General features: G+C 74.5%; 17 protein-coding genes and 1 tRNA gene. 12 read left to right on the top strand and 6 right to left on the bottom strand.

From position 1 onward, the window contains the following. Positions 1-56: 56 nt before the first annotated feature. The 4 genes from WMF33_RS25655 to WMF33_RS25640 form a co-directional block, all read right to left on the bottom strand. Positions 57-1538: a sigma-54-dependent transcriptional regulator gene (locus WMF33_RS25655; RefSeq protein ID WP_437322300.1), complete on the bottom strand. Its 1482-nt coding sequence runs from the start codon at positions 1536-1538 to the stop codon at positions 57-59. A gap of 96 nt (positions 1539-1634) precedes the next feature. Continuing rightward, complete coding sequence (locus WMF33_RS25650; protein ID WP_437339518.1) at positions 1635-2024, bottom strand: hypothetical protein; 390 nt, start codon at positions 2022-2024, stop codon at positions 1635-1637. 109 nt (positions 2025-2133) lie between these two features. Next, complete coding sequence (rimO, locus tag WMF33_RS25645) at positions 2134-3600, bottom strand: 30S ribosomal protein S12 methylthiotransferase RimO (protein ID WP_437322299.1); 1467 nt, start codon at positions 3598-3600, stop codon at positions 2134-2136. Next, positions 3597-4928, bottom strand: coding sequence for a dihydroorotase (locus tag WMF33_RS25640; protein WP_437322298.1), 1332 nt, complete (start codon positions 4926-4928; stop codon positions 3597-3599). Before WMF33_RS25640 ends, rimO begins: the two co-directional genes overlap by 4 nt. 232 nt (positions 4929-5160) lie before the next feature. Between WMF33_RS25640 and WMF33_RS25635 the strand changes: the two genes are divergently transcribed. The 9 genes from WMF33_RS25635 to WMF33_RS25595 all read left to right on the top strand — a co-directional run bounded on the left by WMF33_RS25635 (position 5161) and on the right by WMF33_RS25595 (position 18797). Beyond that, positions 5161-5247, top strand: a tRNA-Leu gene (locus WMF33_RS25635). Between the two features lie 176 nt (positions 5248-5423). Next, positions 5424-6599 carry a hypothetical protein gene (locus tag WMF33_RS25630; RefSeq protein ID WP_437322297.1) on the top strand — a complete coding sequence of 392 codons (1176 nt, stop codon included), beginning with the start codon at positions 5424-5426 and terminating at the stop codon, positions 6597-6599. A gap of 66 nt (positions 6600-6665) precedes the next feature. Beyond that, positions 6666-7724 carry a DUF4190 domain-containing protein gene (locus tag WMF33_RS25625; protein ID WP_437322296.1) on the top strand — a complete coding sequence of 353 codons (1059 nt, stop codon included), beginning with the start codon at positions 6666-6668 and terminating at the stop codon, positions 7722-7724. Positions 7725-7779: 55 nt separating this feature from the next. Further along, complete coding sequence (locus tag WMF33_RS25620; protein WP_437322295.1) at positions 7780-8088, top strand: hypothetical protein; 309 nt, start codon at positions 7780-7782, stop codon at positions 8086-8088. 177 nt (positions 8089-8265) lie between these two features. Next, positions 8266-9339 carry a tetratricopeptide repeat protein gene (locus WMF33_RS25615; protein WP_437322294.1) on the top strand — a complete coding sequence of 358 codons (1074 nt, stop codon included), beginning with the start codon at positions 8266-8268 and terminating at the stop codon, positions 9337-9339. Continuing rightward, on the top strand, positions 9339-10370 hold the full coding sequence (locus WMF33_RS25610; RefSeq protein ID WP_437322293.1) for a hypothetical protein: 1032 nt from the start codon (positions 9339-9341) through the stop codon (positions 10368-10370). Before WMF33_RS25615 ends, WMF33_RS25610 begins: the two co-directional genes overlap by 1 nt. Positions 10371-10391: 21 nt before the next feature. Continuing rightward, entirely contained in the window at positions 10392-12098 is a 1707-nt protein-coding gene (locus WMF33_RS25605) for a serine/threonine-protein kinase (protein WP_437322292.1), read from the top strand. A gap of 184 nt (positions 12099-12282) precedes the next feature. Beyond that, the gene (locus tag WMF33_RS25600) at positions 12283-17778 is read left to right on the top strand and encodes a hypothetical protein (protein ID WP_437322291.1); all 5496 of its coding nucleotides are present in this window, start codon (positions 12283-12285) and stop codon (positions 17776-17778) included. 44 nt (positions 17779-17822) lie between these two features. Next, positions 17823-18797, top strand: coding sequence for a S66 peptidase family protein (locus WMF33_RS25595; protein ID WP_437322290.1), 975 nt, complete (start codon positions 17823-17825; stop codon positions 18795-18797). Positions 18798-18833: 36 nt separating this feature from the next. On the opposite strand, the gene WMF33_RS25590 is transcribed toward WMF33_RS25595, so the two are convergent. After that, positions 18834-19760 (bottom strand): lysophospholipid acyltransferase family protein, encoded by a 927-nt coding sequence (locus WMF33_RS25590; protein ID WP_437322289.1) that lies wholly within the window; start codon positions 19758-19760, stop codon positions 18834-18836. A 99-nt stretch (positions 19761-19859) separates the two neighbouring features. Between WMF33_RS25590 and WMF33_RS25585 the strand changes: the two genes are divergently transcribed. The 3 genes from WMF33_RS25585 to WMF33_RS25575 all read left to right on the top strand — a co-directional run bounded on the left by WMF33_RS25585 (position 19860) and on the right by WMF33_RS25575 (position 22878). Further along, positions 19860-20825, top strand: coding sequence for an NAD-dependent epimerase/dehydratase family protein (locus WMF33_RS25585; protein ID WP_044988736.1), 966 nt, complete (start codon positions 19860-19862; stop codon positions 20823-20825). 10 nt (positions 20826-20835) lie between these two features. Continuing rightward, complete coding sequence (locus WMF33_RS25580; protein ID WP_437322288.1) at positions 20836-21501, top strand: class I SAM-dependent methyltransferase; 666 nt, start codon at positions 20836-20838, stop codon at positions 21499-21501. Between the two features lie 75 nt (positions 21502-21576). After that, positions 21577-22878 (top strand): hypothetical protein, encoded by a 1302-nt coding sequence (locus WMF33_RS25575; protein WP_437322287.1) that lies wholly within the window; start codon positions 21577-21579, stop codon positions 22876-22878. Between the two features lie 68 nt (positions 22879-22946). Here WMF33_RS25575 and WMF33_RS25570 read toward each other — a convergent pair whose 3' ends face one another. After that, positions 22947-23966 carry a hypothetical protein gene (locus WMF33_RS25570; protein WP_437322286.1) on the bottom strand — a complete coding sequence of 340 codons (1020 nt, stop codon included), beginning with the start codon at positions 23964-23966 and terminating at the stop codon, positions 22947-22949. Positions 23967-23982: the final 16 nt, after the last annotated feature.

The following is a 23982-nucleotide window of genomic DNA, read 5'->3' as shown; positions in this document are numbered from 1 at the left end:
GGCGAGCTGCGCGAGGTGTGTGTGGTTGTGTTCGTTTCCCGCGGTGACGAAAACCGTCACTGCGGGGCGCCGGGCGGTGACGATTCTCGTCGGGATCCCCCCTCCAGGTCGTCGTCGCCGTCCCCGTCAGTGGCGAGCGCGTGCTTGGCGAGCCGGTAGCGCAGCGACCGGAACGACACGCCGAGCAGCTTCGCGGCGGCCTTGCGGACGCCGCCGGTGCGCTCGAGCGCCTGCAGGATGAGCCGGCGCTCGACCTCCCCGAGCACCTCGTCGAGCATGCACCCGCCGGGCGGCAGCTGCGCGAGCAGCGGGGCCGGGCTCGCGCTGAGGCCGGCGACCGCGCTCGGGAGGTCGCCGAGGCCGATCGAGGGCCCTCCGGCGAGCGCCACCGCGCGCTCCATCATGTTCTCGAGCTCGCGCACGTTGCCCGGGAAGCCGTAGGCGTCGAGCGCGCGCATCGCGTCCGTCGTGAGGCCGCGGACGTCCTTGCCGAGCTCGGCGGCGAAGCGGCGCAGGAAGCGCTCGGCGAGCCGCGAGACGTCCCCGGGGCGCTCGCGCAGGGGCGGCAGCTCGATGCGGATGACGTTGAGCCGGTAATAGAGGTCCTGCCGGAACCGCCCCTCGCGCACCTCGACCTCCACATCCCGGTTCGTCGCGGCGAGGACCCGGACATCCACCGCGATCTCCGCGGCGGCGCCGACCGGGCGCACCTTCCGCTCCTGGAGCACGCGGAGGAGCTTCACCTGCAGCGAGGCCGGCAGCTCCCCGACCTCGTCGAGGAGCAACGTCCCGCCGTCCGCCTCCCGGAACAGCCCGAGCGCGCGCGCGCCGGCGCCCGTGAACGAGCCCTTCTCGTGGCCGAACAGCTCGCTCTCCATGAGCGCCTCCGGCAGCGCCCCGCAGTTGACGACCAGGAACGGCTTCGCGGCGCGGTCGCTCTGGTCGTGGATCGCGCGGGCCACGCGCTCCTTGCCGGTCCCGCTCTCGCCCGTGATCAGCACGGTCGTGCGCGTCGGCGCGATCTTGCCGATGAGCTCGGAGATCCGCTGCATCGCGGGGCTCGTGCCGAGCGGCTCGCGCGAAGGCAGGTCGAGCCGCTCGAGCTGCGCGCGCAGCCGCTGGTTCTCGGCGACGATCGAGCTCTTCTCGAGCGCCTTCGCGGCGAGCGCGATGAGCTCCGCGGGCGAGAACGGCTTTGTCACGAAGTCGTACGCGCCGCGACGCATCGCGTCGAGCGCGCTCTCCACGGTGGAGTGCGCGGTCATCACGATCACCTCGGTCGCGCTGCTCCGCGCCTTCGCGGCGGCGAGCACCTCGATCCCCGAGCCGTCAGGCATCACGAGGTCGGTCAGGATCAGCGGGAACGGCTGCGGGTTCTGGCGGATCGCCTCGAGGGCGGCGCCGGCGCCGGGCGCGAGCGCGACCTCGTAGCCCTGGCGGCGGAAGGCGATGCTGAGCACCTGACGGAGGCCCGGCTCGTCATCGACGACCAGCACCCGGGTGGCGGTCGGCGGGATGCTCGGCGAGATCGACGCCATCACGCCACCACACTACACGACGCTCCGCGCGCGCGTCGACGGCGGCCATCGGGCGCGGCGCGCTGCGTCGACGCGCGGTCGCGCGCCCGTCGGCCTTCAGGGGCAGGCGTCGTTGACGACGCCGAGCGGGGTGCGCTCCTCGACGACGAACGACTGCGCCGCGCTCTCCTCGCCTCCGTTGCCCTCCAGCTCCTGCCACACGAGCAGGACGTCGCAGAGCTCCGCCTCGATCTCGAGGTGGTACCGGCCGTTCTTGTCGGTGTCGTGCTCGATCACGCCCCGCTGGGTCCGCTCGTTGAACACGCTGACGCGCGCCCCGGGGGCGCAGTTGCCCGAGATCTGCCACACCCCCTCGCGGTCCGCGGACGGCCGCATCGTGTCGGCCGGCTCGGGCGGGGGGAGGGGCAACGTCGGGCTCAGGCAGGCCGCACCGGCGAGCAGCGAGATCGCCAGGGCAAAAGCAAGGTGAAGCGCGCGGCGGAGCATCGGCACGGGACGGCTTCATAGCACACCGCGTGCCGCGCCCGGGGCGCCCGTGAGCGCCGCGGCGCCGCGCGATTTTCAGCCGTCGCGCCGCGCCCCGCCGGTCGAGCCGTCAATTCTGTTGGCGCTCGCGTCCATCGGTTTGCAGCACGCGCAGGGCGACGCGCCGCTTCGCCGCGACGGCGCCGAGCTCCGGGGGCAGGGGGAGCGCGGCGCCGCGCTGGCCCTCGTCCTCGTCGAGCAGCTCGCCCACGAGGTCGTAGTCGCTCGCCTGGGTGATCCGGACGCGGCACATCTCACCGGGGCGGACCTCGCCGCCGGACAGGTAGACCTGCCCGTCGATCTCGGGCGCCTGGCCGGCGTGACGGCCCATGAGCACGTACTCGTGCTCGTCGCTCGTCCCCTCGACGAGCACCTCGAGCTCGCGGCCGATCATCGCGGCGCTCTTCTTGTGCGCGATGCGGCGCTGCAGCGTCATGAGGCGGCGGTAGCGGCTCGCGGCCGTGCGCGCGGGGACCTTGCCCTCGAGCGCGTAGCTGCGGCTCGCCTCCTCGTCGGAGTAGCGGAACACCCCGACCCGCTCGAACTCGGCCCAGCGCACGAAATCGCAGAGCTCCTCGAACTCGGCGTCGGTCTCGCCGGGGTGGCCGACGATGAACGCGGTGCGGAACGTGAGGTCGGGCACGCGCTCGCGCAGCGTGGAGACGACCCGCCGGAGCCGGTCGCCGCCGTGGCCGCGCCGCATCCTGCGCAGCATCGCGTCCGCGGCGTGCTGGAGCGGCATGTCGACGTAGGGCACGACGCGCGGGTGGCCGGCGAGCAGCTCGACGAGGTCGTCGGTCATCGTCTCGGGGTAGAGGTAGAAGAGCCGCACCCAGCGCACGCCGGGCACGTCGGCGACCTTCTGGACGAGCTCGGCGAGCGTCGCGCGCTCGCCGCCCTGCGCGCGGCCCGCGGCGTCGCGGCCGTAGGCGATCGTGTCCTGCGAGATGAGGTTGATCTCGCGGACGCCCGCCGCCGCGAGCTGCTCCACCTCGCGCACCACGTCCGGGATGGGCCGCGAGCGCTGCGCGCCGCGCAGGTCGGGGATCACGCAGAACGAGCAGGTGCGGTTGCAGCCCTCGGCGATCTTGACGTAGGCGCTGCCGCCGGGGGTCGAGAGGGTGCGCGGATCGCCGGCGCGGATGAGCCACTCGGCCGGGTTGCCGACGAGCATCCGCTCCGCGTCGCCCGCGAGCACCTGGCCGAGCTTGAGCATGTCGCTCGAGCCGAGGAAGTGATCGACCTCGGGCATCTCGCGGGCGAGCTCCTCGGGGTGGCGCTGCGAGAGGCAGCCGGCGACCACGAGCCGCTTGCAGCTGCCGTGCTCCTTGTGCTGCGCCATCTCGAAGATGGCGTCGATCGACTCCTTCTTCGCCTCGCCGATGAAGCCGCAGGTGTTGACGACGATCACCTCGGCCTCGGCGGCGTCGTCGACGTGCGCGTAGCCCGCCGCGCGGGCGACGCCGAGCATCACCTCGGAGTCGACGCGGTTCTTGGGGCACCCGAGGCTGACGAAATGGACCTTGCGCGAGCTCATCGTGCTGCTCCCTCGCCGTCGACGAAGACGACCCGGCCGGCGGCCAGCGTCATCTTGACGCGTCCGGTGAGCTGCTTGCCGAGCAGCGGCGTGTTCTTGCTCTTCGAGCGCAGGCGCGCCGGGTCGAGGACGAAGCTCAGGTTCGGGTCCACGAGGCAGAGCTCGGCGCGGGCGCCGGCCTTGATCGCGGGCGCCTCGAGCCGCGCGATGCGGGCGGGGGCGCGGGTGAGCGCGTCGACGAGCCGCCCGAGGGGGAGGGCGCCCTGGCGCACGAGGTCGAGCAGGACCGGGACGACGAGCTCGAGGCCGATGAGGCCGGGCGACGCCTCGGCGAACTCGCAGTCCTTCTCGAGCGTCGAGTGGGGCGCGTGATCGGTCGCGACGGCGTCGATGGTGCCGTCCGCGAGCGCCTCGCGGAGCGCGTCGACGTCCGCCTGCTCGCGCAGGGGCGGGTTGACCTTGCACGCGGTGTCGTAGCCGAGCACGGCGGCGTCGGTGAGCGTGAGGTGGTGCGGCGTCACCTCGGCGGTCACGGCGATGCCGCGGGCCTTCGCCTCGCGGAGGATGCGGACCGCGCCGAGCGACGAGATGTGCGCCACGTGGTAGCGGGCCCCGGTGGCCTCGGCGAGCAGCACGTCGCGCGCGACGATGATGTCCTCCGCCACGCGGGGCCAGCCCCGGAGGCCGAGGCGCGTCGAGATCGCCCCCTCGTGCATCTGCGCCCCCTCGGTGAGGGCGTGGTCCTCGGCGTGCTGGATGACCGGCATGTCGAAGGTCTTCGCGTACTCGAGGGCGCGGCGCATGACCGCGCTCGACGTGACGCAGCGCCCGTCGTCGGAGACCGCCACGGCGCCGGCCTCCTTGAGGTCGGCCATCTCGGTGAGCTCGGCGCCCTTCTGGCCGATCGTGATCGCGCCGATGGGGTGGAGCGCGGGCCCCGAGAGCGCGCGGGCGCGGGCGACCATGGCCTCGGTGATCGAGCGGGTGTCGTTGACGGGCCGCGTGTTGGGCATCGCGCACACGTGCGCGAAGCCGCCGGCGGCCGCGGCGGCCAGCCCGGAGGCGATGTCTTCCTTGTATTCCTGCCCGGGCTCGCGGAGGTGGGCGTGGAGATCGACGAAGGCGGGGAGGAGCAGGAGCCCCTCGCCGGAGACGACCTCGGCCTGGCCGGCGCGGCGCAGATCGTCGGTCGCTGCGCCGCGCCCCACGCGGGTGATGACACCGTCTTCCACGACGACGTCGATAACGTCGTCGAGCTGATGGGCCGGGTCGACGGCGCGGACGCCGACGAAGAGAAGGAGAGGGGGAGGTGAGCCGATGGCCGCCATGGGAGCGCGCTCCCCTAGCACATGCGCCTCTCGCCGTGCACCGCTGCGGGGCCGGCGAGGGGGTCGGCGCAGCCGGGGGGGCGGAGGGCGGACTGGGCTGCTGGGGAGCCGCGGGCTGCGCGCGCCGGAAGGCGACGCGCGCCGGAAGAAACGCGCGGGAAGAAAATCGCTTCGGACGTGATGTAGGGCTTGACGGATCGCGAGGGGGTGAGGTAGTGATGCCGTCCCGCTCGCGAAGCTGGCGGAATTGGCAGACGCGCTGGATTCAGGTTCCAGTGGGGTAACTCCCGTGGAGGTTCAAGTCCTCTGCTTCGCACCAGGCGCTCTTCTTATCCTTGTCTAGCCACTGTAGTGGCCCTCTCCTTATTTGCCTTTTGCGGCATCTCTTGTGATCGCAGCGCATCCCGGCCAGGGGGCGCTGCGGCCGCAGCGTCCGGATCGAGCGACGTCAAGCCCGCTGCTGGGCCTGCCCTGAGCGCGTCGACCGAGCCGGCCGTGGCCACCTCGACGGTCGAGGTCGAGCCCCCGCGCGGGTCCGGCGTCCAGGAGTTCGCTCCGTTCGGGACCCTCACCGGGTGCAAGGTCAAGTCGGGCGACGTCGCGACCTACATCCTGCGCGAGGGGATGGGGGTGGCCGGCCGGGCCGACGGATCGTTCGGCGCCGTGTGGCTCGTGGACCTCAAGGGCGGCGACGCGCAGATCGCGTTCGCCGGCTTCGACAACGACGCCCGGCAGATCGCCCGGGCGCGGGCCATCTCGAACACCCGCGAGGCAGGGCTCCGGATCTTCTCTTCGGGGGAGGCCTGGGCGGTCACGTGGTTCGACGCCGAGGGGCTCGCCTACGCCCGGCCACGCTGGGAGACGAACCCGCCGACGGAGATCCTGCGCGTCGGCGCCATCGGCAGGGAGGGCAGCGAGAACGTCGCCATCGCGCCGGCTCCGGGCGGCGCCCTGGTGGCTGCGGCCCCCTTCGGGGCGGAACGCAACCAGCTGGGCGTCTTCCAGTTCGCGCCGGTGGACCCGGCGCAGCCGCAGCTCAAGGCGGTCGGTGTCACGCGCCACACCAAGAAGCCGCGCTGGCCAGCCGTCGCTGCGGACGCGTCCGGTGGCTACCTCGTCGTGTGGCACGAGGAGGATGACGGGAGCGTCCGGGCCTCGCGGTTCGACGCGGCCGGCCGGGAAGGGAATGCCCACGTCGTGGCCAAGCCTGAAGGCGGCGACCGCTCGGCCGCCGCGACTCAGGAAACGCCGGACAAGGAGCGGCGGCTCGGGCTCGTGGCCACCAGCAGCGGGGCGCTCGTGGCGTGGAACGAAGGGCCCACCTTGCTCGCCCGAGCGCTGGACGCCGACGCGCGGCCGCGCGGGGCGCCCTGGGTGCTCGGCAAGGGCAAGTGGCGCGCGATGGCGCCGAGCGGCGACGGGGCGTTCGTGGCGTGGGTCGGCCACGATGGCAAGGCCGACGGGCAGCTCCTGCTCGTGAAGCTGGGCGCCGACGGAGCGCCTTCGGCCCGGGGGATCCGGGTGTCGGATGGGGTGATTCCCGTCAAGGATCCTCCCAGCCTGGCCCTCGCCGGCGAGCGCGTGGGCGTCGCATGGACGGAGGCGATGAGCCCCGGTGTGAGCACGAAGCGCGCAGTCTTAAGGGTGCTCGAGCGCGCCTGCATCCCTTGAGCCCTGGCGCGCCGTGAGGGTGCGTACGGCGAGCGTAGCGCCGACTCTGGCGCTAAGATAAGAGACGTGAGCCACGCATTCGGCCCGAGTCAGCCACCGCCGAACCGCGATGCGAACGAGCCTCTGACGGCGCCCCAGGCGGGCGTCCTGCCCCGCGGGGGCGAGCTGCCCGTCGGCGCACCCTCCGGCGACGAGGCGGCGCGCGTCGCGGCCGCGCCCCGAGCGCCGTTGCCGAGCGGCGCCTCGACGCCGCTGCCGGTCATCCACGATCCCTACCTCACCCGGCCGCTCCCGCCGGGGCGACCGCCGCTCTCGACGCTGGCCGTGAGCTCGGTCGTCGCGGCGCTCTTCGGGCCGCTCGGGGCCGTCGCCGCGATCGCCTTCGGCTGGGCGGCGCGCCGCGAGATCGAGCGGGCCCCCGAGGCGCGCAGGGGCCACGGGCTCGCCAGCGTGGGGCTCTCGCTCGGCGTCCTCCTCACGCTCTGCTGGAGCTCGGCGATCGGCTTCGGCGTGTGGATGTGGAGGACGCACAGCGGCGGCGAGACCACCGCCGCCCTCGGCGAGGGGGAGGCCTCGCCGGAGCCGGCGAGCACCGCGTCCCCGGCGGCGCCGCTGCCGGACGTGCCTCCTCCGGCGGCGCAGCCCGGCGGCAGCGTCCCTCAGCGCACGACCCACCGGCGCATCGGCGGGCTCTCCATCGTCGATATCGGCGTCGACGTCTCCACCCTCAGCGAGGAGCTCGCCAAGCAGCGCGCGGAGGCGCACGCCCAGGGCGAGAAGGTCCTCGTCATGACGACGAGCGATCCGTGCGAGCCGTGCCGAGGCGTCGACCGCGCGCTCGGCGATCCGCTGATGCAGACCGCGCTCCGGAGCGTGCGGCTCGTGCGCGTGGACATCGACGTCTTCAAGGAGGACCTCGATCAGATCAAGATGCCGCGGCGGCTCTACCCCGGCTTCTTCCTGCTCTCGCCGGATCTCACCCCGCAGGACGGGATCAACGGCGGCGAGTGGGACGACGACATCGCGCGCAACATCGCGCCGGTGCTCGGGGCCTTCGTGCGGGGCCAGTACACGACCCGCCGCCAGCCGTGGCACCCGCTGCCCGGCTCGGGCATGCGGCTCTGACCGCGCCGCGCGCGGCGGCCAGCCCCCCGCGCCCCGGACGGGGTAAGCTCGGCGCGTGAAGCGCTTCGTCCAGCTCGCCCTCTTCGCCGTCTGCGTCGCGTTCAGCGCCTCGGCGGCCTACAACGTCTTCTCCGACAACGCCGAGGTCGAGCGGATGGCGGCGCTCGTCGCGTGCGGCGAGGACGGCGGATCGGGCGCGCCGGGGCCGCGCCGCGCCGGCGAGGGGTGCAGGGCGCAGATGACCCGGCTGGAGCGGACGCCGTTCGGCCAGACGTTCGAGTTCACGACGCCGAAGCGCACCGTCGATGTCAGGTGCGAGCGGGCGTTCGTCCTCGCCGGCGCGTACAGCTGCAAGCTCCGGTGATCGGCGCGGCGGCGGCCTCCGGGGAACGAGCGCGCCCCATGGCCAGCGCCGCGCGCCGGCGATGGAAGCGGATCGCGCGGCGCAGGCCGCGGCCGAGGCGGCGCGCGCCGCGCCGCGCGGGCCCGCGCCACGCAAGAGGCCGCGCCGTGCGCGGAAGTTACGCTATGGTGGGCGGCCGTGACGAATCGTGCCGCGCGCCCGCCGCTCTCGATCGGCCCCGAGGCCGGGCGCCTCGTCGTGCGCCTCGCCTGCGCGCTCGCGGCGGCCTCGCTCGGAGCGCCGCCGGCGGCGGCCGCGCAGATGCCCTCGCCGGCGCCGCTCGGCGCGCCCGCGCCCGCGCCGCCCGGCGCCGCGCCGCTGCCGCAGGGCAGCGCGTCGCAGGTCGGCGCGCCGGCCCGCCCCGCGACGCCGCCGTCGCAGGAGTCGGCGGAGAAGCGGAGCCGCATCGAGCAAGCGACCGCGCTGCACGACGAGGCGCAGGGCCTCTACCAGCACGGCGAGTACCGCGCGGCCATCGCGAAGCTGAAGGCCGCGGTGGCGCTCGATCCCGAGGGCAAAGAGCTCATCTACAACCTGGCGGTCATCCACGAGCGGCTGGGCGAGATCGAGCAGGCAGAGCACTACTACCGTCGCTATCTCGAGATGGAAGCGCTCCCGAAGGAGCGTGAGGAGGTCGCGGCGGTCCTCAAGCGGCTGCAGGGCGCGAAGCGGGAGCTCTCCAGCGCGAAGCCGCCGCCGCCGTCGCCGTCCCCGTCCGCGCAGGCCCCCACGGCGCTGCCGTATCTGCCGCGCCTGCCGCGCCGCTCCGGGGCGGCGAACGGCGTGAGGCCGTACGGGGCCTGGCTCTACGTCAGCGGGGGCATCGCTGCGGGGTCGCTCGCGGTCGGCGGCGTGTTCGCCGCCCTCGCCGTGGCGCGGGATCCCGGCTCCGGCAAGCGCACCGGCGGCGGCGTCTCGGTCGCCGACCTGCAGGCCGACGCGAGCGCCGCCCACCAGTGCGCCGTCGCCGCGGACGTCGCCCTGCTGGTCGCCGGGCTCTCCGGCGCGGCGGCGCTCTACCTCTACCTGTCGCCGCGGGTCCCCGCGGCGAGCCCGCGCGCCTCTCGCCCGCTCTCGGCCGCCCTCCAGGGCGCCGCGATCCCGGGCCGCGACGGCGCTCCGCCCTCGCTCGCCGCCCGCGCAGCGGAGGAGGCGGCGCGCGTCAGCGTGTCGCTGGGCGCCGCGGGAGCCCGGCTGGAGGTGCAGTTCTGATGGGCCTCGGCGCCGCGGGGCGGAGGCTCGTCCGCGGGCTCCCGGCGCTCGCGTTGCTCGGCGTCGGGTGCGAGGTCCTCGTCGACGGCAAGCTGGGCACGGTGCTCTGCTCGGAGGAGGGCGCGATCGGACCCCCGGCGTGCCCCGAGGGCGCCCTTTGCAGCGACGGCGCCTGCGTCGACACGCAGCTCGAGCGCGCGCTGGGCGCCCCTTGCGACGATCACGACGTCTGCGGATCGCATGATTTCTGCCTCGATCCCGCGCGCTTCGGCGGCGAGGGGCCGAGCGTCTGCGCGCGCGCGTGCTGCAGCTCGAGCGATTGCGATCCCGTCCGGGACGCGGTCTGCTGGATCCCCGACGGCGGCGGGAGCGGCGTCTGCCGCATCGGCCGGGACGTCGGCCGGCCCGAGGTGGGGGCGCACCTCGCCGGCGCGGCCTGCGCCTCGCCCGGCGAGTGCCGCTCTGGCATCTGCGACGAAGGCGTCTGCGTCGACACCTGCTGCTCGGACACGAACTGCGCGATGAACGGGGCCGCGTGCCGGCTCACGACGGACCTCGTCGCTGCCGGTTCGGCCTGGGCGTGCCAGCGCGTCGGTCCCGGCCGCGGCGGCTACCTCGAGCCGTGCGAGGAGGACGCGGACTGCTCCTCCGGCCTCTGTGCCGACGTCGACGGGGACGACGTCGAAGAGGACCTCCGCTGCACGATCCCGTGCTGCTCCTCGGACACGTGCCCGGCCGCGCCCCGCGACGCGATGCGCAACGTCGGCTGCGCCGAGGTCGCGACCGGCGACGGCTCGACCGTCCGTGCGTGCGCGAGGCTGCTGCTCGAGGACAGCATCGCCGCCGTCGGCGTCGCGTGCGACACGAACGAGGAGTGCCGGAGCGGCATGTGCGTCAACCATCCTGAACAAACGCAGCGATTCTGTAGCGATGTCTGTTGCAGCGAGGCGTCCTGCGGCGATGTCTCGCTGTTCGGCTGTCGCCCTCCTGCTGCGGGCCCGTCGTGGGCCTTGCGATGTGGGCCCAAGTGACGGACGATCACCCCCATCGCGGTGGTAGCTCCTACAGCTGACGGCCAGCTCTCCCCCAGCGCACCCGGATCGCCCGGCGAGCCCAGCCGGACGGCGCTGATCTGTCCGCGGTGCCACCACCTCGCGCCGCTCGCTCCGGACGCGAGGAGCTCGTCCAGCCTGCTCCCGCCCCCCGCCGGCGATCGCGCCTCCCAGACCGGTCCGTCCGCCAGGCTGCCGCGCTGCCCCCACGACGGGCTGGCCCTCGTGAGCCGCGAGGCGCTCGCCGAGGCCGAGGGGGATCCGTTCCTGGGGATCACGATCGCGGATCGGTTCGTGGTCGTGGGCAAGCTCGGCGCCGGGTCGATGGGCACGGTGTACCGGGCGCGCCAGGAGGCGATGGGCCGCGACGTGGCCATCAAGATCCTGCGCTCGGACCGGGCCTTCGACGCGCAGGCCAAGGCCCGCTTCACGCGCGAGGCGCGCGCGATGAGCCTCCTCCGGTCGCCGCACACGGTCACCGTCTTCGATTTCGGCGAGATCGTGGACGACGCGACCGACGCCGCCTTCGGCCGCGGCCGCTCCGCGGAGCAGAGCTCGCCCGGCGAGGGGCCGACGTGGAGCAACGGCTCGCTCTACCTCGCGATGGAGCTGCTGGAGGGCGAATCGCTCGGGCAGCGGCTCAAGCGGCTCCGGCGCCTGCGCGTCGGCGACGCCGCCCGCTTCGCCCGGCACGCGCTCCTGTCGCTCGCCGAGGCGCACGACAAGGGGATCATCCACCGGGACCTCAAGCCGGACAACCTGTTCCTGGCGAGGCCCCCCGCGGGCGAGCACGAGGAGATCTGCAAGGTGCTCGACTTCGGCATCGCGAAGGTGATGACCGGCACGGAGCGGCCGGTCGACGCCCTCGAGACCCAGGCGGGCACGGTGTTCGGAACGCCGCGCTACATGTCTCCGGAACAGGCGCAAGGTAAGCCCCTCGACGCGCGGAGCGACCTCTACTCGCTCGGCGTGCTGCTCTATCAGATGCTCGTCGGGCGGCCGCCGTTCATCGACGACGACGCGGTCGTCGTGATGGCGAGGCACATCAAGTCGTCGCCGGCGCCGGCGCTCGAGGCGGCGCCGGACGCCGGGATACCGCCGTCGCTCTCCGAGCTCCTGCAGCGCGCGCTGGCCAAGCGGCCCGAGGAGCGGCCGCGGAGCGCGCAGGAGTTCATCGCGGAGCTCGATCGCGCGATGGACGAGGCGAGGCCGAGCCTGGGCCGCGAGCGCCCCGCCCCGGCGCAGCCGGCCGAGGTCGGCGCGACCAGCGAATTGCTCGCGGTGGTGGGCGACGGCGCGGACGCCTCGCTGCCGCCGAGCACGTCGCGCCCCGCGCCGCGGAAGCTCACCTCGCGCGTCGCCGTGGGGACGGTCGCCCTGTCCCTGATCGTGACGGTGCTCGCCGTGCGCGAGCTCCGCCGCCCCGCCGACGGCGGCGTGCGCAGGCTAGAGAAGGGGGTGGCGCTGGAAGCCAGGGCGCTCGCGGGCGCGCTCGCACGCCCGGCCCCGCCTCCCGCCGCGCTGCCCGCCACGCCTCCCGCCGCGCCGTCCGCCGCGGAGCCCGCCGCGGCGGCGCCGCCGCCGGCCCCCGCACCGTTCCCCACGGCCGCCGCCAGCGCGGCTCACGAGCCCGCGGGCGCTCCCTCGGCGCCGGCGCCGAAGCGCAGGCCGCAGCAGTCGCGCAAGCCGTATGTGAAATTCGACTGATGGCGGCACGCGCGCGGCGCGCGGCGCAGAACGCGCGCGCCGACGCGGACGCCGGAAACCGCTCGTCGACGTGGGCCCGCGGGCGCGAGAAGCAGCGGCGACCTTTCGCGGATCGGGCCGAGAGTCGCTGTACGAGCCGGAGGCTAACGTGTAACTTCGCCGCGCACCGATGGATCCCCGGGAGATGGAAACGCTCATCCAGCGCCTCGTCACGAATCCGCATGACGGGGAGGCCCTGGCGTATGCGCACCGAGCCGGGGAGCAGGACCCACGCTCGTACGCCATGCTGCTCGAGCGCGTCGGCAGCTCCACCGCGGATCCGTCGTATGCAGCGCACTGGCTGAGCGAGGCCGCGAACGTGTGGTCGACCACGATCGGCGACGCGCACCACGCCGCGCGGACGCTCATGATCGCCATCGACAAGGACCCGACGCAGCGGACGGCGGCCGAGCGGCTGGCGCAGCTCTACCGCGACAAGGGCGATCAGAAGGCGCTCGTCGCGCTCCTGGAGCGGCTCGTGAAGGCGCTCACGCCGCTGCTCTTCGAGCGGCCCGAGGTGCGCGCGCAGCTCTCGACGCTCCACGAGGAGCTCGGCCGGCTGTGGGGCGAGCCGCCGCTGTCCCGGCCGGAGCGCGCCCTGGAGAACTGGCGCCGCCTCGCGGACCTCGATCCGCACAACGTCTACGCGATCTACGCCGCGCGCGAGCTCTTGAAGGCCCAGCAGCAGTACGCCGAGGCGATCCCGTACTTCGCGATGGAGCAGGCGCTCATCGACGACCCGGAGCGGCGGCTCGCCCTGCTGCGCGACGAGGCCGACATCCGGCGCCGCGCGGGCGACCTCGCCGGCTCCACGGCGGCGCTGCGGAGCGCGCGCGCGTTCGTGCCGCACGACGTGGGGCTGATCCAGGCGCTCGGCGTGGCCATCGTGGAGCGCATCGAGGCCGGCGAGCCGGTGCCGCAGCCGGAGCGCGACGAGGCGGCGGAGCTCTTCGTCGCGCTCGCGGAGACGTACGACGGGGAGTACGGCTACTCGTACTCGGTGTACGCCCTCCGCGCGCTGCCGGGGCACGACCGCGCGATGCAGCTCGCCGATCACTACGGAAAGCAGCTGGGCCGCACCGCCGAGCTCCGCCCGCGCTACCTCGCCTACCTCCAGGCGAACCCGAACGGGTTCATGGCGGCCGAGGCGCGCAAGCGGGCGTCCGTGCTGCCGCCCCCGCCGCGGCTGCCGTCGATGCCCCCGGGGATCCCCGCTCCGGCGCGGGCGCCCTCGGCGCCGCCCGCCTCGGCCGCGGCTCCCGAGCGGGCGCCCTCGGGGCCGCCGGTGCCGCCCTCCAGCGTGCCATCGCCGCCTTCGGCCGTGGGCGCGGCGGAGCTGGTCCAGCCGGCGGTGGCCGCGTTCGCGCCGGCGGCCGCGGCCCCGGACGCACCGGCGTCGCTGCGGAGCGCTGCCGCGCCGAGATCCGGCCCGGCGCAGGCCGCGCCCGGCTCCGCGCCGGCGCCCCTCTCGCCCGACGCCTCGGCCGCGCCGGAGCCGCCGCCGCTCGCGGGCGACGAGCCGACCCAGCCCCGAAAGCCGCTGCCGCTCGCCAGGCTGCGCGAGGTGCTCAAGGCCGACCCCGCCAACCTGGACGCGCTGACGCAGCTCGAGGAGCACCTCCGCCAGAAGCGCATGTTCGCCGAGCTGCGCGACGCGCTGCTCGCGGCGGCGCGCGTCCCCACGGCGCCCGTCGAGCGCAGGATGGCGCAGCTGCGCGACGTCGCGGGGCTGTGCGAGGCGCAGCTGCGCGACGTCGACACGGCGATCCAGGCCTTCCGGCTGCTCTCCGAGCTCGATCCCGGCGACGCGCAGGCCCAGGCCGAGCTGCGGCGGCTGCTCGAGCGGAGCTCCCGCTGGGACGACCTCGCCGCGCTGCTCGAGCAGGAGGCCGCGGCGACCCCGGACGTCGCGCAGAAGATCGAGATCGAGAAGAAGCTCGTCTCGCTCCACGAGCAGAAGCGCCGCGATCCCATCGCGGCCGCGGAGGCGTGGGTGCGCGTCGCGAGCCTGTCGCCCGAGGACGGCACGGCGGTCCAGTCCGCGGTCAAGCTCTTCGAGCGGGGCGAGCGGTTCGACCTCGCCGCGCACGTCCTCGCCGACGCGGCCTCCCGGTTCCAGGACAAGCTCACCCGCGGGCCGCTCCTCCAGAGGCTCGGCGAGCTCCGGAGCCGGCTCGACGAGCCGGGCGCCGCGGGCGACGCCTACAGCCAGGCGGCCGAGCTCCTGCGGCAGCCGAAGCTGTGGGAGCTCGCGGAGAAGGCCTACGTCGCGGCGGGCCGGCTCGTCGAGGCGGCGAGGGCGGTCTGCGAGCGCGCGCTGCTCGCGGACCGCAAGGCGCGCCCGGCGCTGTTCGTCCAGGCCGCGGAGCTGCTGCTCAGCGCCGGCGACGTCGAGGGCGCGCTCGACCGGGTCGAGCGCGCGATCGAGATCGACCCCGCGAGCGACGCCTGCGCCCCCGCGATCGAGGACCTCTACCGGCGCACGAACCGCCTGCACGAGCTCGTGCGGTTCCTCCTCGGCCGGGCCGAGCTGCTCGGCGACCGGGCGGCGCGCGTCGCCGCGCGGCGGGCCGCCGCGGCGGCGCAGCGCGAGCTCGGCGATCGCGACGGGGAGCGCGCGACGCTCGCGCTCCTGCTCTCCGACGGCGAGGACGCCGAGGCCCTCGCGCGGCTCGCCGACGACGCCGGCGAGCGCGGCGACGTCCAGCTCGGCGCCGAGCTCCTCCACCGGCTCAGCGCGCTCACGGACAGCGAGCCCGGCAAGATCTCGCTCGCCCTGCGCGAGGCGCGCATGCTCGCGGAGGGATCCGGCGACCTCGAGGCGGCGATCGCGCGCTACGAGATGGTCGTCACGGACCTCGATCCGCAGAACCGGATCGCGCTCCGGGGGATCGCCGAGCTGGAGGAGCGGCGCGGCAACCTGCGGGGCGTCGCCGGCGCGCTCGAGCGCGAGCTCGCGTTCGTCGACGGCCCCGATCGGGTCGACATCGCGCAGCGGCTCGCCGCGCTGTACGAGGGCCCGCTCGACGATCCGCACGGCGCCGTCCGGGCGCTCGAGGTGGTCCACGCCGCCGAGCCGGACGACCTCGACGCGATCGCGCGGCTCCAGCGGCTCGCCGAGCGCCTGAACGACTGGCCGAAGGTCGCGCGCCTCCTCGCGGCGCTGATCGAGGTGGAGGGCGACGAGGACGAGGCGTCGAAGATGACCCGCCGCCTCGCCGAGATCCTGGACCAGACGCTCGGCAGGAGCGACGAGGCGATCTCCCTCCTGGAGCGGCTCGCCGATCAGGGCGACGAGCCGAGCCGGGAGGCGTACGTCGCGCTCGGCGACCGGCTCGGGTGGAAGGGGCTCGTCGCGACGAAGCTGGTCGCCTGGAACGAGTCGATCGCGCGCGCGGGGCGCGATCTCGCCCTGCGCGGCGCCTTCGACAGGTTCGTGGAGGTGGGCTACCACCGCGACGCCGCGCGCGTGGGGGTGGAGCTCGCGCGGTCGCGCACCGCCGACGCCGTCCTCGCGGAGCGGCTCGAGGCGATCGCGGTGGGGCTCCGGGATCGCGAGGCCCTCGCCGTCGCGCACGAGCTCCGCGCCAGGGATCTCTCGGGGACCGCCCGCGCGGCCGAGCTCGTGCGGCAGGCCGAGGTCCGGGTCGCCTTGGGCGCCGATCCGCTGGAGTCGATCCACCACGGCGAGGGCGCGCTGGCGAGCGTGCCCACCGCCGAGGTCGAGCCGCTGCTCCAGCGGCTCGCGGCGCTGGCCGAGGCCCCGAGCCTCATCATCGACCTGTTCGAGCGCCAGGTGAGCCGGTGCCGCACGCCGGCCGATCGCCTCGCGGCGCTCGTCCGCGCCGCCCAGATCGCCTGCGAGCGCGGCGCCATCGATCGGGCGAGGAGCTTCTTCGAGCTGGCCCTCGGCGGCGGCGTCCAGGAGGAGATGATCGCCACGCTCGAGCAGGTGGCGCGGGACGACGACGCGCGGTCGCAGTCGACCGCGCTGCGCACGATCCTCGCCGACGCGCTCGCCGCCGGCGGCCAGGGCTCGCGCGACGGCGGCCGCACCCGGGCGGCGCTGCTGCGCCGCGCGGCCACGATCGCCTATCAGGATCTCGGCGACGTCGACCGCGCGTTCGGCTGGCTCGGCGACGCCGTGCTCGCGCACGTCGACGACGCGTCGCTCGACGCGCTCGAGGCGCTCGGCCGCGCGGTGGGCGACCTGCCCCGCGTGGGCGCGACGCTGAACCGCGCGCTGGACGAGGTGTTCGACGGCCCGCTCGTGCGCAAGCTCCTCCAGCGGCGGGCCAGGCTGCGCCGCGACGTGCTCGGCGACCGGCCGGGCGCCGCGGTGGATCTGAAGAAGCTCCACGACCTGTCGCCCTCGGACCAGGACGTGATGAACGAGCTGTCCGGCCTGCTGCAGGAGCTCGGCGATCACCGCGGCATGATCCAGCTGTACGAGGACCAGATCCTCCGCGGCCGCGATCCTGCGCAGCGGGCGGAGCTCGCGAGGAAGGTGGCGCGCCTCTGGGAGGAGGAGCTCGGCGAGGGGCGGGAGGCGGCGGACGCCTGGCGCCGCGTCCTCCGCATGAAGGCGGGCGATCCGGAGGCGACGGCGGGCCTCGAGCGGGCGAAGACCGGCAAGCTCAAGCGCACCCCCCCGCCGCCCGTGCTGCCGACCCGGCCGCCGGGCCTGCCCCTGACCGAGCCGCCGCTCGCGCCCCGGGTGCCGGCCCTCGACGTTCCCGGCGCGGAGATCGTCGCCGCCGCGGCGGTGAGCAACGGCTACGCGGGCGGCGAGGTGCCCGCCGGCGCCGATGCGCTGCCGGCGGACGGCCCCGGGGTGGCCGGCCCGGAGGCGCTCGAGGGCGCGCCGGAGCCGCAGGCCGAGGCCTACGGCGTCGCGTCGCTCGCGGCGGCCGAGGGCGAGGCGAGCCGCGGTGCCGCCGACGTGTACGCGGCGCCGACCGAGGGGCAGGAGCTTTCGCCGGAGGGCGCCGGCCACGTTGCGCCGCCGGCGCCCCCCGACGCGCCTGCGTTCGCTGCGCCGGGGTCGGATCTCGACGGCTACGCGGCGGCGCCGGCCTACGAGGGCGAGTACGCGGCGGCGGCGCCGGCCTACGAGGGCGAGTACGCGGCGGCGGCGCCGGCCTACGAGGGCGAGTACGCGGCGGCGGCGCCGGCCTACGAGGGCGAGTACGCGGCGGCGGCGCCGGCCTACGAGGGCGACCACGCGGCGGCGCCGGCGGCCTACGGCGGCGAGTACGCGGCGGCGCCGGGCTACGGCGGCGAGTACGCGGCGGCGCCGGGCTACGGCGGCGATTACGTTGCGCCGCTGCCGGGCTACGGCGGCGACGACGCTGCGCCGCCGCCGTACGGCGGCATCGGCGACGGCGGAGAGGCCTACTACGGAGATCCCGCGCAGGCGCCCGCGTCCGCAGGCGCCGGGTCCGCTGCTCCCGCGTCCGCGGCCCCTGCGCCGCCGCCGGTGTCCGCAGCCCCGCCGCTGCCGGCAGCGGCGGCCGGGGCCGCGCTCCGGCCGTCGGTCCACGCGCCCGCGCCGCCGCCCCTGCCTGACTCCCACGACATCGATATCGACGAGGACGCGGAAGACGTGGAGTTCCTCGACGACGACGCCGGCGCTCCGTAGCCGCGCAACGGAGAGCGATTGAGCCACCGAGGCACAGGGGCGACGTGCCCTCTCTGATCCTCCCCCCCGCGCTCCGACCGGGCGACACCGTCGCCGTGATCGCCCCCTCCAGCCCGTTCGAGCACGTCCTCGCGCGGGTCGGCCTCGGCTGGCTGGCCCAGCGCTACCGCGTGCTCTTCGACACCGGCGTGGGCCCTCCGCTCGCCGGCGACAGCCGCACGGGCGGGGAGCCGTCGCTCTCGGCGCCCTCCAGCCGCGGGCTGTTCGCGCGGACCGGCTACCTCGCCGGCAGCGACGCGCGGAGGATGGACGAGCTCGCCCGCGCGCTGTCCCACCCCGACGTGCGCGCCATCTTCGCGGCCCGCGGCGGCTACGGCGCGAACCGCTTCGTCCACCGGATCGACTGGAGCGTCCTCGCCGAGCGCCCTCGCTGGATCGTCGGCTTCTCCGACGTCACCGCCCTGCACGTCGAGGCCGCGCGCGCCGGCGTCGCGTCGCTCCACGGCGCCCACGTCACCGCGCTCGGCCGCGGCGACGCCCGCGCCCGCGCCGCGTTGCTCCGCGCCCTCGAAGATCCGCTGGGCGAGCGCCGCTTCGACGGCCTGACCACGCTGCGCGCCGGCGCCGCCGAGGGGCCGCTCTTCGGCGGCAACCTCGCCCTGCTCCACGCCTGCGCCGCGGCCGGCCGCCTGCGCGTGCCGGAGGGGTGCGTCCTCCTGCTCGAGGACGTCACCGAGCGGCCCTACCGCATCGATCGCATGCTCGCGACGCTGGAGGTCGGCGGCCACCTCGCGCCGGCCGCGGCGGTGGTCCTGGGCGACTTCGAGCAGTGCCCCCCAGGCCCGGACGGCGTCACCGTGGACGAGGTCCTGCGCGACAGGCTGCTCCCGCTGGGCGTCCCCGTCGTCGCCGGGCTGCCGATCGGCCACGGCCTCCGCAACGAGCCCGCCATCCTCGGCGGCCGCGCGCGCGTCCTCTCGCTCGGCCCCGAGGCCGTGGTCACGCTGGCGGGCGCCTGAGCGCCCGCCGCGCCGGCGCGCGCCCGCGCCGCGCGGTCACCAGAAGACGCTCTTCCGCTCCTTCAGCCCGCGGTTCAGCATCGACTGGATCCGGCCCTTCACGAGCGCGACCTTCTCCTGGATCACCGCGTCGTCGTCGTCGGGGTCGCCGTGGAACGTCATGGGCTCGCCGAAGTAGATCCGGTATCGCGTCGGCAGCGGCATCTGGCCGCCGGGGATCAGCAGCTGAGGGATGATGGGGAATGTCGGCATCCCGAGCGCCTTCGACACCGACTCCAGGTTGCCGAGCGAGATGTACTGCTCCTCGCCCCCGATCACGGCGATGGGCACGATCGGCGTGTCGGTCTCGAGCGCGAGCCGCATGAACCCGAGCCCGAAATCGAGCAGCTGATACCGGCTCGAGAACCCCTTCGAGATCCCGCGCGTCCCCTCCGGGAACACCAGGATCGCCGCGCCCATGTCGAGCAGCCGCCGCGCGTTCTCGGGCACGCCGACCACCTGGCCCACGCGCGAGAAGAAGGTCGCCACGAACGGCAGGGTCTGCGTCCACTTCTCGACCATGCTCCGCATCACCCGCGGCGGCTCCGCGTCGAGGAACAGCGAGGCCGCGATGAGCATGCCGTCGAACGGGAGCTGGCCGGAGTGGTTGGCGATCAAGAGGACCCGGCCGGTCGGGACGCGGTCGATGCCGAACACCTCGGTCCGGAAATAGAAGCGGTGAAAGAACGCCGCGACCCCGACCGCGTACTTCGCCCACTCGCGGTCGAGCCCGAACGGATCCACCCCGTCCGCGGCGTGCGGCAGCGCGACCCGGCGCAGCCGGTCCTCGAAGTCCTGACCGAGCAGCCGGATGGTCGCGTCGTCGATCGTGCCGCGCAGGCTGTCGACCCCGAGTCTCGCGAGCGGCAACGCGCTGTGGGAGACGAAGTGACTCAGCCTGGCGAGCGTCGTTCTGCTGGCCATGGGCGCGGGACGATAGCAAACCTCGCGTGGGCCTGCACCGCCAGGAAGGGCTTGACCATCGGCCTCCTCGAAGCGACCGTCGCTCCGATGAGCGAACGCATGCTCGGTCGAGCCCGCCGCCCCGGCGCCGACACCGATCCGTCCCTCCGGCCCATCCTCATCACCGGCATCTGCGGCCGTCTCGGACGGCGGCTGGCGCGGCGGCTGCACCGCGAGCGGCGCGTGATCGGCGTCGACCGGCGCAGCTTCGACGGCCGTCCCAAGGACATCGAGCATCACCAGATCGATATCCGCCGCAAGAAGACCCAGGACATCTTCCGCCAGGAGCAGCTCGCCGCCGTGGTCCACCTCGGGGTCATGCACGACCCGCGGGCCAGCCAGATGGAGCACCACAGCTGGAACCTCGCCGGCTTCCAGCGGCTGCTCGAGTTCGTCGCGCAGTACGACGTGCCCAAGCTCATCGTGCTCTCGAGCGCGAACGCCTACGGGCCGCGCGCGGACAACCCGCAGTTCATCACCGAGGACGCGCCGCTGCTCGGCGGCGCGTCGTTCAGCGAGATCCGCGACCTCATCGAGGTCGACATGCTGGCGCAGTCGTTCTTCTGGAAGCACCCGCAGACCGAGACGGTCATCCTCCGGCCCGTCCACATCCTCGGCTCCGTGCGCAACGCGCCGTCGAACTACCTCCGGCTCAACGTCATCCCGACGCTCCTCGGCTTCGATCCGATGGTGCAGGTCATCCACCAGGACGACGTGGTCTCCGCGATCGCCGCGGCGCTCCGCCCGGGCGTGCGCGGGATCTTCAACCTCGCGGGGCCGGCGCCGCTGCCGCTCTCGCGCGTCATCGACATGACCGGGCGCGCGCGCGCCGCGATCCCTCACTTCGTGATGCAGACGATCATCCCGCGGCTCTGGCGGTTCCGGGCGACCTCGTTCCCGGCCCCCGAGCTCGATCACATCCGCTACGTGTGCATGGTCGACGACACGCGGGCGCGCGAGATCCTCGGCTACACGCACCAGCACGACATCCAGGAGACCGTCCAGGCGGTCGACGACATCACCTGAAGAGCGCGTCATGAAGCGAGCGACCCGGATCGAGCGCCTCGTCGATTACTACGAGGACTTCGCGCCCGACTACGTCTCCACCTGGAAGGACATCCAGCATTACGAGAAGCCCGTGCGCGCGTTCCTGCGCGACGCCGTCCCCGAGGGGGGCCGCGTGCTCGACGCCGGCTGCGGTCCGGGCCACCTCACGCGCGATCTCCCGCCGTCCATCGACGTCGTGGGCTTCGACATCGCCGAGCGCATGCTCGAGATCGCCCGCAAGAAGCGCCCCCACGGCGCCTACCACCGGCACGACTACCACGCCCCGATCCCCCGCTCGTGGGGGCGGTTCGACGTCGCGCTCGCCCTCGGAACGCTGGAGTTCTGCGACGATCTCGCGCTCGTCCTCAAGAACCTCGCCGGCGCGATGCGCTCCGGCGGCCGGATGCTGGTGAGCATCGTCGAGCGCAGGCCGCACGTCAGGATGCACGAGCGCGCCGCGCGCCCGCTCTCCGACGTCGAGCTGTCCGGCGTGAGCATGTATCTTTACACCTTCGCCGAGCAGACGGACGCCATCCAGCGCGCGGGCCTGCTCCCGCGCAGCTACCGGCTGCACCCGGGCTGGCGACACACCGAGTACGACGTCGACGTGCTCTACGCCCTCTGGGATCTCGAGGCCCCGCGCGGCCGCCCCTGATGTGCCGATGCGCCGCGGACATCGCGGCGAGCCTTTCCGCGCCGCGCCGTCCGCGGTAGAGAGAGCGACGGTGCGATGGGAGTGAAGCTCGGGGGCACCTTCCTGATCTGCGCGATGGGGCCTCTGCACCAGGCCGGCGCGTGCATCCAGGCCAGCCGGGTGCCGGACGGGCTCCGGGAGCTCGCCCCGGAGGGGCTCCTCGGCGGCTTCCAGCGCGGGATCGAGCAGGCGGCGAAGCTCGCCGGCGTCCGCAGGGAGGACGTCGAGCGCCTCCTCCCCATGGAGGACGTGCGCGCGGCGATCGAGCAGCTCGGCGACAGCCAGACCGAGGCCGTGGTCGCGTGGGACGTCTACGCGGGGCGCATCGGCGGGCTGCTCGAGGGGGTCGCCGAGGTGACCAACCACGGGCAGGCGCCGGACGTGAGCCTGTGCCTGGAGCGGCTGGCGAACAAGGTCCGGCGCGATCGCCCCTTCGCGGAGCCGCTCCAGGCGCTCGCGGAGGACGTGTCGCAATGGCAGGCGATGATCGGCCGCTGCCGCAAGCTGCTCGACGAGAGCGGCGGCGGCGCGCTCGCCAAGGCGTACCGCCGCCGGCAGATCCGCAAGCTCGGCTCGATCGCGGTCTCGGCGCTCGTCATCGTGGCGGCGCTCTCGGTGATCGTGCGGGTCCAGACCGCCCGCAGGCGGGTCGACGCGCTCCTCGCGCGCCCGGACGTGTGCGCCGTCCGCGAGATCTCGCAGGGCGATCTCGGCCGCGCGGCGAGCGACCAGCAGCGGCGCGTGGCCGAGCGGATCGAGCAGTGCGCCGAGGTGGAGGCCCGCGAGGCGCGCGAGCGCGAGGAGCGGGAGCGCGCCGAGGAGAGGGCGCGCGAGGAGCAGCGGCGCCGCGCCGAGCGCGACGAGAAGTGCGCCGCGCTCGCCGTGCGGTTCAAGGCGGGGGCGTTCTCGGAGGAGGACGGCAAGATCGCCGGCGTGAGCAACGACCTGCTCCGGCGGATCGCGCAGCGGAGGCTCCTCGCCACGGACGTCGGGCCGACCGGTCCGGCGCTGCCGTGCGAGGGCGCGCGCGGCGGCGACGAGCTGCGCGCGGCGTTCGCGGAGGCCTTGCTCGCGTCGATCTGGACGTGGGTGCCGGCGGCCGATCCCGGGCCGAAGCTCGGCGAGGTGCTCGCCGCGCGCAGCGCGGAGCTGCCCCCGCGCGCGCGGACGATGCTGTCGTCCCGCACCGTGCACGAGTCCAAGCGGGCCATCGTGTCGGGCGATCCCGCCGCGCTCGGGAGGGCGTCGCGCCTGTGCGCGCTCACGGCCAAGCTCGAGATCGCGAGCGGCGCCGGGTGCGCGGCGCTGGAGAGGCTCGCCGTCAAGCCGGCGCCTTGAGGGGGTGAGGGGAGGGGGGAACCGGAGCAGCGCGGGCGCGACGATGGGCGTCGCGCCCGCGGGGATGCCTACTTCTTGAAGGCGGGGATCGACTCCGAGTCGAGCACGCAGACGAAGGCGACGGGGTCGCACTTCACCTTGAGGTCCGGGGAGATGCCGGAGAGCGGATCCTGGCAGATGGATTCATCCCCCTTGCCCGTGGGGAGCGGATCGCCTTCGGGATCGGGGTTCTCGCCGTAGACCTGACAATCGACCATCGGCCACACCCCGACGACCTTGTACGTCGCCGAGCAGCTCTCTTCCGAGTACGTGACTTCAGCCTCGAACTGATTCCCGAGGTTGGCCGACGTCACGTACAGGCGCACGTTGCGCCACTCGAGCTTGCGCGATCCCGGCTCGAGCGTCGGCTCGCCGCCGCCGCCAGCGCCGCCGTCACCAGCGCCGCCAGCGCCGCCGTCACCAGCGCCGCCGTCTCCGGCGCCACCAGCGCCGCCGTCACCAGCGCCGCCCTCGCCACCAGCGCCGCCCTCGCCGCCGGCGCCGCCGTCACCAGCGCCGCCCTCGCCGCCGGCGCCGCCGTCACCAGCGCCGCCCTCGCCGCCGGCGCCGCCGTCGCCAGCGCCGCCCTCGCCGCCGGCGCCGCCCTCGCCAGAGGGCAGCACCACCACCTCGGCAGGATCGAGCGACGATATCGTACAGATCTCGTTGTCATCCGGCTCGATCGACGTGAAGAACCCGAGCGCGAACGGGTTCAGGTCCGGGTTCGGGTCGATCGTGGCGCCGCCGCGGTACCAGCCGCCAAACTCCTCGGTCTGGATCGCGACGAGCTTCTTCTCGGTGTCGGGGATCTGGTCGCCGTTCTCGTTGGGGTTGTACGCCTGCATCCCGACGCGCTCGACCGTTCCTGCCTTCCGGCCGCAGGGGCTCTCCTCATCCCCGTCGATCAGCGTGAACTTCGCCGCGAACGGGGATACGAGCGCGGTGCCGACCGTGCATTCGGGCTTGGGCTGCGAGCAGCCCGGCGACATCGCCGCGAGCGGTGAGAGCGCCGCGAGCCCCGTCATCCAAACAAGCCATCGCCTCTTCATCGCTTGCTTCCTTTCA

The organism is Sorangium sp. So ce394, from assembly GCF_051474665.1.
GTDB lineage: Bacteria > Myxococcota_A > Polyangia > Polyangiales > Polyangiaceae > Sorangium > Sorangium cellulosum_D.
Note: the sequence above shows the minus strand (reverse complement) of the source record. Positions and strands in the feature narration are given on the sequence as shown.